At 69.3% G+C, this 9,844-nt stretch carries 5 protein-coding genes and 2 pseudogenes; 3 read left to right on the top strand and 4 right to left on the bottom strand.

Going from position 1 to position 9,844, the window contains the following annotated elements:
* Window positions 1-116: pseudogene (locus AVAK2825_RS18365) on the top strand (IS5/IS1182 family transposase); the annotation flags it as partial.
* Between the two features lie 359 nt (window positions 117-475).
* On the opposite strand, the pseudogene AVAK2825_RS18360 reads toward AVAK2825_RS18365, so the two are convergent.
* Both AVAK2825_RS18360 and purU read right to left on the bottom strand, forming a co-directional pair.
* Window positions 476-1,087: pseudogene (locus AVAK2825_RS18360) on the bottom strand (DNA cytosine methyltransferase); the annotation flags it as partial.
* A 64-nt stretch (window positions 1,088-1,151) separates the two neighbouring features.
* Window positions 1,152-2,000: a formyltetrahydrofolate deformylase gene (gene purU, locus AVAK2825_RS18355; protein ID WP_272566953.1), complete on the bottom strand. Its 849-nt coding sequence runs from the start codon at window positions 1,998-2,000 to the stop codon at window positions 1,152-1,154.
* A 149-nt stretch (window positions 2,001-2,149) separates the two neighbouring features.
* Between purU and AVAK2825_RS18350 the strand changes: the two genes are divergently transcribed.
* Window positions 2,150-4,129, top strand: a complete 1,980-nt coding sequence (locus AVAK2825_RS18350) for a putative bifunctional diguanylate cyclase/phosphodiesterase (protein ID WP_284401532.1) — start codon at window positions 2,150-2,152, stop codon at window positions 4,127-4,129.
* A gap of 124 nt (window positions 4,130-4,253) precedes the next feature.
* On the opposite strand, the gene AVAK2825_RS18345 is transcribed toward AVAK2825_RS18350, so the two are convergent.
* Together AVAK2825_RS18345 and AVAK2825_RS18340 are read right to left on the bottom strand one after the other, a co-directional pair.
* Window positions 4,254-5,144 carry a ChaN family lipoprotein gene (locus AVAK2825_RS18345; protein WP_284401530.1) on the bottom strand — a complete coding sequence of 297 codons (891 nt, stop codon included), beginning with the start codon at window positions 5,142-5,144 and terminating at the stop codon, window positions 4,254-4,256.
* 70 nt (window positions 5,145-5,214) lie between these two features.
* Window positions 5,215-5,910, bottom strand: a complete 696-nt coding sequence (locus AVAK2825_RS18340) for an NAD(P)H-dependent oxidoreductase (protein ID WP_284401528.1) — start codon at window positions 5,908-5,910, stop codon at window positions 5,215-5,217.
* Window positions 5,911-6,240: 330 nt separating this feature from the next.
* Between AVAK2825_RS18340 and AVAK2825_RS18335 the strand changes: the two genes are divergently transcribed.
* Entirely contained in the window at window positions 6,241-9,834 is a 3,594-nt protein-coding gene (locus AVAK2825_RS18335; RefSeq protein ID WP_284401525.1) for a ribonucleotide reductase barrel domain-containing protein, read from the top strand.
* The last annotated feature ends 10 nt before the right edge of the window (window positions 9,835-9,844 follow it).

The following is a 9,844-nucleotide window of genomic DNA, read 5'->3' as shown; positions in this document are numbered from 1 at the left end:
TCTCCCGGGACTATGAGCGGTTGCCGGAAGTGCTCGGCGGGCTACATTTTCTGGTGTTTGCAGTGCTCATGTTGCCCGCCGCTGCACGGGTGCTAGCTGCGGCGGGAAGTTCATAACACGCTCTAGGCAGTATTGGATGAATTGGCCTCGGAGACGTAAAAGCACCACGTGCGCTATCGGTTCCAGCGCGTAAGGTATTACATAGTCCATCAGGGTGGAGTTTTTTAAAGCGGCTGATTGGTTCTGTCTCTCCTGGCGCAGTCGCCAAAAAGCGTTCTTTTGAGAGGTCGGTGTGACTTGTTCGTAGACTGCTCGTCAATCGATTCTTTGGAAATTCTCGCGGATAGCTGAAGTCTGCGGCATCAACTTCTAAACACCTCAAACGTCGTGCGTAAGCAGGGCGCGTATTCCATCGGACAGATATCGAATCACCTTTTTCTAGTTGCGCGAATTCATCAGCGTTTGGCAGGTCACTGATTGCATCCCACACTGTTGCGCGCAACTTAGAAGCCTTTGGATAATGCGGAAGCTGCTGATCTGATCGAGCCCCCAGAAGAAATAGCCGCTTTCGATCTTGTGGAACTCCGAAGTCTGCGGCGTTCAGCACTTGATAAGGCAGTAAGACTTTATATCCTGCGCTTGCAAGCTCATCGATGAGCTCTTGAAGAAAACGCACGTGTTTGCCTAAGGTCAAACCTCTGACGTTCTCGAATACGAAATATTTTGGATTGAGCTCTCGAACAAGTCGCACATAGTGAAAAACCAATTGATTGCGCGAGTCATCCAGGGCACGCTTTCCGATCATGGAGAAGCCTTGGCAAGGGGCGCCGCCAAAAACTACATCAATATCAATTTTTCCAAGGCTGGCAATCTGTCGGATGTCTTCCCCTGACAAGTCGACGACCGAGGCGCAGATGGCTTTTGAATGCGGAAAGTTGTATTCGTGAGTAGCGCAGTGAATGGGATCAATCTCCACTGCTGCTGCCACATCAAATCCTGCCTGCTCAAACCCCAGCGAAAGGCCCCCTGCACCAGCAAAGAGGTCTACTCCGACGGGGCGCGCAGTAGCTTTAATGGAGGATTGCATAAGCGGTCGTGGTTTGAGTGAACATGAGAGGCGTGTGAACTTCTAGATGTACGCTGGCTGCTTGTCAGCGGAAGATCACCGTCTTGTGGCCGTTGAGCAGCACGCGGTGCTCGGTGTGCCACTTGACGGCGCGGGCCAGCACCTGGCTTTCGGTGTCGCGGCCCATGGCGGTGAGGTCTTCCACCGTCTTGCTGTGGTCCGCGCGGGCCACGTCCTGCTCGATGATCGGGCCCTCGTCCAGGTCGGCCGTCACGTAGTGGGCGGTGGCGCCGATCAGCTTCACGCCGCGGTCGTGCGCCTGGTAGTAGGGCTTGGCGCCCTTGAAGCTGGGCAGGAAGCTGTGGTGGATGTTGATGGCCCGGCCTTCCAGCTTGCGGCACAGGTCGTCCGACAGCACCTGCATGTAGCGCGCCAGCACCACCAGCTCGGCCCCCTCGGATTCGATGATCTCGAACTGCCGAGCCTCGGCCTGCGCCTTGGTGGCGGCCGTGACGGGGATGTGGTGGAACGGCACGTTGTAGCTGGCCGCCAGCTGGTAGAAATCGCGGTGGTTGCTGATGATGGCCGCGATGTGCACCGGCAGCAGGCCGGACTTCCAGCGAAACAGCAGGTCGTTCAGGCAGTGGCCTTCGCGGCTGACCATGATGACGGTCTTCATCGGCTCGGACACCGGGTGCAGCTGCCAGTGCATGCCGTGCGGGCCGGCGAAGGCGGCCAACTGCGTCTTGAGCGCGGCGTGGTCGTGCGCCCCGCAGGCGAACTGCACGCGCATGAAAAACAGCCCGGTGGCGTGGTCGTTGTATTGGGCGGCCTCTTCGATGTTGCCGCCATGCTCCAGCAGGAAGCCGGACACCGCATGCACCAGCCCGAGCTTGTCGGGACAGGACAGGGTAAGGATATAGGCTTGGTTCATAGCGGGGCGATTGTCGCAGCAAGGCCCGGGGCCGTGCCGCGTCCATCGCTGCGCAGGGCCCCGGCTGGCGCGAGAATACGGTCCCATTGGAGGCCGCCCGGAAGGCGCGGTGCGCCCGGCGGGCGAGGCAAAACACAACAAGGACAGTCATGGATGAAGAGGAGGGCCCGGCCCTGACGCGGGTGCCCGGCTGGGCATGGGCCGCCTACGTGGCGGCGGGCGTGGCGTGGGTGGCGGGCGGCGACGCGCTGCTGGCGTGGCTGCTGGGCACGGACGCCGGTGGCGGCACCCATGCCGGCCTGTGGGGCAGTGCCAAGGACATCGCCTTCGTGCTGGTTTCCGCCGCCCTGGCGGTGGCCGGTCTGCGCCGGCTGCAGGCGGCCGATGCCGCCGCGCTGGTGCGCCGGGGCCGCGCCTGGGCACGGATGGCACGCGGCGCCGAGCAGCGCCAGCGCCTGGCGACCACGGTGGTGGACAACGCCATCGAGGGCATGGTGGTGACCGATGCGAACAACCGCATCCTCTCGGTGAATGCGGCCTTCACGCGGCTGATGGGCTACACCGAGGCCGAGCTGCTCGGCCAGACGCCGCGCCTGTTCAAGTCCGGCCGGCACGACCGGGCCTTCTACGAGGCCCTGTGGACCGAGCTGTCGCGCACCGGCCGCTGGCAGGGCGAGATCTGGAACCGGCGCAAGAACGGCGAGGTGTTTCCCGAACGCATGTCGCTCAGCACCGTGCGCGACGGCGCGGGCGTGGTGACGCACTACGTGTGCCTGTTCACCGACATCTCGCAGGAACACACCCAGCGCCAGCGCCTGGCGTTCCTGGCCCACAACGACCCGCTCACCGGCCTGCCCAACCGCACCTGGTTCGCCCAGCGGCTGGAGGAGGCCACGGCCCAGGCCCGCGTCAGCGGCGAGTCCATGGCCGTGCTGCTGCTCAACCTGGACCGCTTCAAGGACGTGAACGACAGCTACGGCCACGCCGTGGGCGACGAGGTGCTGCGCCACATCGCGCGCCGGCTGGAATCGGCCCTGCGCCCGGGCGATCTGGCCGGGCGCCTGGCGGGCGACGAGGTCGGCGTGCTCGTGCGCAACGCCCCGAGCGAGGACGAGGCCGCCGCCATCGCGCGCACGCTGATCGCCGCCGTGGCCGAGCCCTGGCGCTCGCCCGAGGGCTTCGAGGTGGTGGCCGGCGCGAGCGTGGGCATCAGCCTGTTTCCGCGCCACGGCGACAGCGCCCAGGCGCTGCTGCAGGGCGCCCACGCCGCCGTCTACGGCGCCAAGGAGCGCGGGCGCGGCGCCTGGTGTTTTTTCAGCGAAACCATGACGCGGGCCGCGCGCGAGCGCCTCGCGCTCGAATCGCGCCTGCGCGCGGCGCTGGCGCTCGGCCACCTGCAGCTGCACTACCAGCCTCAGGTGGACATCGCCACTGGCCGCGTGATCGGCGCCGAGGCGCTGGTGCGCTGGATGGACCCGCAGGAGGGCATGATTTCCCCCGCGCGCTTCATCCCGGTGGCCGAGCACTCCGGCATGATCGGCCCGCTGGGCGAATGGGTCATGCACGAGGCCTGCCGCCAGGCCCAGGCATGGCGCGCCGCCGGGCTGCCCGGCCTGACCATGGCCGTGAACGTGTCGCCGCGCCAGTTCCACCTGACCGACCTGGCCGGTTGCGCGGCGTCGGCCCTGGCCGCCTCGGGCTACCCGCCCACGCTGCTGGAACTGGAGATCACCGAGGGCGCGCTCGCCGAGCGCCCCGAGGAGGCCCGCCAGGTGCTGCTGCGCCTGCGCGGCCTGGGCCTGCGCATGGCCATCGACGACTTCGGCACGGGCTATTCGTCGCTCGCCCACCTCAAGCGCTTTCCCATCGACGTGCTCAAGATCGACCAGGGCTTCATCCGCGACCTGCCGCAGAACAGCGACGACATGGCCATCTGCACGGCCATCATCGCCATGGGCCACAGCCTGGGGCTGGCGGTGCTGGCCGAAGGCGTGGAGACCCCCGAGCAGCTGGCCTTCCTGCGCGAGCGCGGGTGCGACCGCTACCAGGGCTACCTGTGCCAGCGCCCGTTGCCGGCCGAGGCGTTCACGGCGCTGCTGCGCGCGCAGGTGGGCGGGGCCGCCCACTGAGCCGGCACGGGTGACGGACGGATGGGCGGATTGGTTGATATAAAAATAGTAGCGATATGCCCTAGTGGATCATGCGCTGGAGGCCGTTTTGGCTTGAATCCTCCACCGGGTTCGCCGTGGCGCCTCAGGGCCTGGCGCCCTGCGAGCGGCGCAGCTCCGCGCAAGGGTCGCGCGCCGGCAGGGCCGGGGTGGCCTGCACCGCGTCGGTGTCGCCCGCTTGCGGGTCGGGTGCCCCGCCAGCCTGCGCCAGCGCCACCTTGGCCGTGAGGCCGGGGAACCAGTGCGTGGGCACGCCCACGCCGCGCAGCACGTGGCCACCGCCGGCCACCAGCACCACCACCTGCCCGGGGCGCCGCGCCGCCGCGGCCACCGCCGCCATGCGGGCGTCGCGGGCGATCTGGATGCGGGCCATGCCGGGGATCTGCGACTCGGGCAGCAGGCCGCAGTGCCCCTCGCGCAGGGCGGTGTGCTGGCGCGCCAGCGCCGTGGCGTCCAGGTGCCGGTCCCAGCGCTCGTCCCGCATCGCCTCGCGCAGGTCCGCCCGCGGCAGGTTGCCGCCGCGCACCGGCACGCCGGCCCGCACCGCGGCCATGGCCACCGGGCCGTACTGCGCCCACGGCCAGGCCGCCGCGTTCCAGCCGAGCGCCTGCTGCACCTGGGCCTCGTCCGCGTCGCGGGGCATCCCGTCGGTGGTCCGCCCGCTGTCGGCCATCTCCATCACCAGCGCCGCGAGTTGCCCGCGCGCGGCCAGCCATTGCACGGCCTCGCGCTCCAGCGCCTGGTGTTCGGGGGCATCGTGCTGCTCGCCGATCAGCAGCACATCGGCGGGCAGCAGGGCCTGGACCTGGGCGAGCCAGGGGGTGGGGGCCTGCGCGCCGGTGCGCGGGCCCATCGGGGCGCAACCGGCCAGCGCCACCGCCAGCGCCACCGCCAGCGCCCTGGCGCCGGGGCGGACGGCCGCTGCGTGGGTTTGGGAAATGGAGCGAAGAACGAAGAGGAGAAGAGGGCGGTGCATGGGCCGATGCTAAGCGTCCCTTGCGTGCCGCCCCTCCAGCCGGCGGCGGCACCCCGCCGGCCCCGTGGCGTTACAACACCTCGGTGACGAACTGCTCGCGCGGACGGCGCACCTTGGGCAGCGGCGCCAGCCAGTCCTGGTCGGCCTGGCGGTAGCCCAGCGGCACGATGGCCACGCTGCGCAGTCCGCGGGCGCGCAGGCCCAGGAGGGTGTCGAGTGCGTCGGGGTCGAATCCTTCCATCGGCGTGCTGTCCACCGCCTCGTAGGCCGCGGCCATGAGCGCGGCGGACAGGGCGATGTAGGCCTGACGGGCGGCGTGCTGGAAATTCACCTCGGCGCCGCGCTGCGGGTAGGTGCCCAGCAGCATGTTGCGGTAGTTCTCCCAGCCTTCGTTCTTGAAGCCGCGCACCGCGTTGGTGTAGTCGAACATGGCGTTGATGCGCTCGGGCGTGTAGTCGTCCCACGCGGCGAACACCAGCAGGTGCGAGCCGTCCGTGATCTGCGCCTGGTTCCACGCGATGGCCTGGATGCGCTGGCGCACCTCGGGCTGGGTGACGAGCAGCACCTCGAACGGCTGCAGCCCGCTGGAGGTGGGCGCGAGCCGCGCGGCTTCGAGGATGCGCTCGACCTTCTCCTCGGGCACCTGGCGGGCCGGGTCCATCTTCTTGGTGGCGTAGCGCCACTGCAGGCGCTCGATCAGCGGGGTGGCATCGGGCCCGTGGATGGCGGTTTCGAGTTCGGCGGCCAGTTCGGCGGTGGGGGACATGGTGGATTCCTGGAAAGGGAGGGGGGATCAAGGGATGGGCGGGCGTGCCACCGGGAACCAGGGGCACGTTGCCTTGAATATGGCGCCAACGGCCAGGGCGCATAAGCCCCGGCGCGGGAATCACAGCGTTTCGATCCAGGAAACAAAAAACCGCGGCAGCGCGCGTGCCGGCAGCCCAGGAGGGCCGCCATCGCGCGGCCCTGCCGTGCATACACCCTGGCGCTTTCACCCTCTGAAAAACCCTCGCCGTCCTCGTTGACATTGGGCAAGCCGGGCGGTGGGCCACCGGAGTAAAACGGGGGCCTTGTGCACCGTGGAAGCCCCAGCGACATGCAACGCGACCCCTTCACCCCCGTGGCGTCCGACGCCACCCCCGTGCAGCCCATCAGCCTCGACGTGCTGCGCGAAAAGTACCTCAAGCCCGGCGAGACGGAGGTGCAGGACCTCTACCGCCGCGTGGCGCGGGCCCTGGCCTCGGTGGAGCCCGCCGCCGAGCGCGCGGCGCACGAGGCGCGCTTTCTCGCCAACCTGAGCGCGGGCGCCATCGGGGCGGGCCGCATCATGAGCGCCGCCGGCACCGACATCCAGGCGACGCTCATCAACTGCTTCGTGCAGCCCGTGGGCGACTGCATCCAGGGCATGGACGACGGCGGCTATCCCGGCATCTACGAGGCCCTGCGCGAGGCCGCCGAGACCATGCGGCGCGGCGGCGGCGTGGGCTACGACTTCTCGCGCATCCGGCCCAAGGGCGCGCAGGTCAAGGGCACGGCCTCGCTGGCCTCGGGGCCGTGCAGCTACATCAACGTTTTCGACCAGTCTTGCTCCACGGTGGAGAGCGCCGGCGCGCGGCGCGGCGCGCAGATGGGCGTGCTGCGCATCGACCACCCCGACGTGCTCGAATTCATCACCGCCAAGCGCACCCCCGGGCGGTGGAACAACTTCAACGTGTCGGTCGGCGTGACCGATGCCTTCGTGCAGGCCGTGGCCGATGGCCAGCCGTGGGACCTTGTGCACCCCGCGCGCCCCGGCGCCGCGCTGCTGGCGCAGGGCGCGGTGCAGCGCACCGACGGCCAGTGGGTCTACCGCACCGTGCCGGCCCGCGACCTGTGGGACACCATCATGCGGTCGGCCTACGACTTCGCCGAGCCGGGCATCCTGTTCCTCGATGCGATCAACCGCGACAACAACCTGCATTACTGCGAGGCGATCGCGGCGACGAATCCCTGCGTCACGGCCGACACCTGGGTGCTGACGGCGGACGGCCCGGCGCAGGTGGCCGATCTCATCGGGCGGCGGTTCGGCGCGGTGGTGGACGGCCGGGTCTTCTGCACGGAAAGCGAAGGATTTTTCAAGACCGGCCACAAGCCCGTGATCGCCCTGCGCACGCGCGAAGGCCACACGCTGCGCCTCACGCCCGACCACCGCGTGCGCCGCGTGGCGCGGCAGACCCGCTACGCCCAGTCCCTGGAGTGGACGGCGGCCGGCGACCTGCAGCCGGGCGACCAGATCGTGCTGCACGACCACCGCGCGCTCGGCGGATGGGACGGTGCGGGCACCGAGGCCGAGGGCTACCTGCTCGGCCTGCTCGTGGGCGACGGCACCTTGAAGGCCGACAAGGCCGTGATCTCGGTCTGGGCACCCGAATTGCGGCAGGTGGGCAACGGCACCGTGGCCTATGCCGCCACCGGCGCGGCAGGCATCGTGCAAGCCGCCGAAGCCGCCGCGGCCACGTTGCCCCACCGGTCTGATTTCAGCGGCTTCCAGCGCCCCGTCGGCACGCGCGGGGAGGCCCGCATGGCCAGCGCGGCGCTGTGGCGACTGGCGCACGCCATGGGCCTGCGGGCTGACCACAAGACGATCACGCCGGCCATGGAATGCGGCTCCTCCGCCTTCGCCGCCGGCCTGCTGCGTGGTTTGTTCGATGCCGACGGTTCGGTGCAGGGCGCCCAGGACAAGGGCGTGAGCGTGCGCCTGTCGCAAAGCGATGCCGAACTGCTGCGCACCGTGCAGCGCATGCTGCTGCGCTTCGGGATCGCCTCCACGCTGTATACCGGCCGCCGCCCCGCGCAGCACTCTGTGCTGCCCGACGGGCGTGGCGGCACCCGGGCCTACCCCACGCAGGCGCAGCACGAACTGGTGGTGTCCGGCGACAACCTGCAGGCGTACGCCGATCGCATCGGCTTTGCCGACACCGCCAAGGCCGCTCGCCTGGAAGCCGCCCTGGCGGGCTACCAGCGCCGGCTGAACCGTGAGCGCTTCACCGCCACCGTGGATTGCATCGCGGCCGATGGGTGCGAGGACGTGTACGACGTCACCGTGGCCGACTGCCACGCCTTCGACGCGAATGGCCTGTATGTGCACAACTGCGGCGAGCAGCCGCTGCCGCCCTACGGCTGCTGCGACCTGGGGCCCATCATCCTCACGCGCTTCGTGCGCAACCCGTTCGGGCTGGCGGGCGCGCCGGCCTTCGATTTCGAGGCCTTCGAGCAGAGCGTCGCCACGCAGGTGCGCGCGCTCGACAACGTGCTGGAGGTGACCTTCTGGCCGCTGGAGGCGCAGCGCGCCGAGTCGGCCGCCAAGCGGCGCATCGGCGTGGGCTTCACCGGCATGGGCAACGCGCTGGCCATGCTGTGCCTGCGCTACGACCGCGACGCGGGCCGCGCCATGGCCGCGCAGATCGCCGAGCGGCTGCGCGATGCGGCCTATGCCGCGTCGGTGGCGCTGGCGCGCGAGAAAGGGGCGTTCCCGAAGTTCGATGCGGCCGGCTACCTGGCGCCCGGCACCTTCGCCAGCCGGCTGCCGCAGGCGCTGCAGGCGCAGATCCGCGAGCACGGCATCCGCAACAGCCACCTGCTGTCGATCGCGCCCACGGGCACGGTGAGCCTGGCCTTCGCCGACAACGCCTCCAACGGCATCGAGCCGCCGTTTTCGTGGACCTACAAGCGCAGGAAGCGCGAGGGCGACGGCCGCATGAGCGAATACGCGGTGGAAGACCACGCCTGGCGGCTGTACCGCGAACTGGGCGGCGATGTGAACGCGCTGCCCGACTACTTCGTGAGCGCGCTGTCCATGCCCGCCGCCGACCACATCGCCATGATGGAGGCGGTGCAGCCCTTCGTGGACACGGCGATCTCCAAGACGGTGAACGTGCCGGCCGACTACCCGTACGAGGACTTCAAGGGCCTGTACCTCGCCGCCTGGCGCGCGCGCCTCAAGGGGCTGGCCACCTACCGGCCCAACACCATCCTGGGCGCCGTGCTGGAAACGCACGCGCCCGAGGCCACGCCGGCGCCGGCCGCGCCCGTAGCGGCACCCGCATCGGCCGCAGCCCCCATCGACCCGATGCGCACCGTGATCGAAAGCCGCCCCAAGGGCGCCCTGCCGGCCGTCGCCGAGAAGGTGGAGTACTGGACGCAGGAGGGCCACAAGACGCTGTACCTGGTGGTGTCGTTCCTGCCGATGCCGAATGCCGGCGGCACGGGCACGGTGGACCGCGCCATCGAGTTCTTCATGCCCGTGGGGCAGAGCGGCGAATCGCAGCAGTGGATCACCTCCAGCATGCGCATGCTCTCGCTGGCCGCGCGCGGCGGCTTTCTGGAGCGCGCCCTGAGCGACATGCGCAAGGTGGCGTGGGACCGCGGCCCCGTTCGCCTGGGCACGCGCCAGCGCGAAGACGGCACGCGCGTGCCGCTGTGGCACGACTCCGAAGTGGCCGCCATGGCCTATGCCATCCAGAACATCCTGGCCAGCCGCGTGCCCGACCCGGTGCAGCAGGTGCTGCCGCTGGACGAGCCCGAGGCGCCCATGGGCATGCCGCCCGCGATGGCCGGCAAGAAGTGCCCCGAGTGCGGCGCGCACGCGGTGATCCGCAAGGACGGCTGCGACTACTGCACGCAGTGCGGGCACCTGGGCACGTGCGGTTGAGGGGCGGGTA

The sequence above is a fragment of the Acidovorax sp. SUPP2825 genome, from assembly GCF_030158995.1.
In the GTDB taxonomy this organism is placed as follows: domain Bacteria; phylum Pseudomonadota; class Gammaproteobacteria; order Burkholderiales; family Burkholderiaceae_C; genus Paracidovorax.
Note: the sequence above shows the minus strand (reverse complement) of the source record. Positions and strands in the feature narration are given on the sequence as shown.

What these genes read in the sequence shown, in the direction of transcription:
- purU (WP_272566953.1), bottom strand. Translation starts at nt 2,000, where the DNA reads ATGAACCAAGCCTATATCCTTACCCTGTCCTGTCCCGACAAGCTCGGG.
- AVAK2825_RS18350 (WP_284401532.1), top strand. Translation starts at nt 2,150, where the DNA reads ATGGATGAAGAGGAGGGCCCGGCCCTGACGCGGGTGCCCGGCTGGGCA.
- AVAK2825_RS18345 (WP_284401530.1), bottom strand. Translation starts at nt 5,144, where the DNA reads ATGCACCGCCCTCTTCTCCTCTTCGTTCTTCGCTCCATTTCCCAAACC.
- AVAK2825_RS18340 (WP_284401528.1), bottom strand. Translation starts at nt 5,910, where the DNA reads ATGTCCCCCACCGCCGAACTGGCCGCCGAACTCGAAACCGCCATCCAC.
- AVAK2825_RS18335 (WP_284401525.1), top strand. Translation starts at nt 6,241, where the DNA reads ATGCAACGCGACCCCTTCACCCCCGTGGCGTCCGACGCCACCCCCGTG.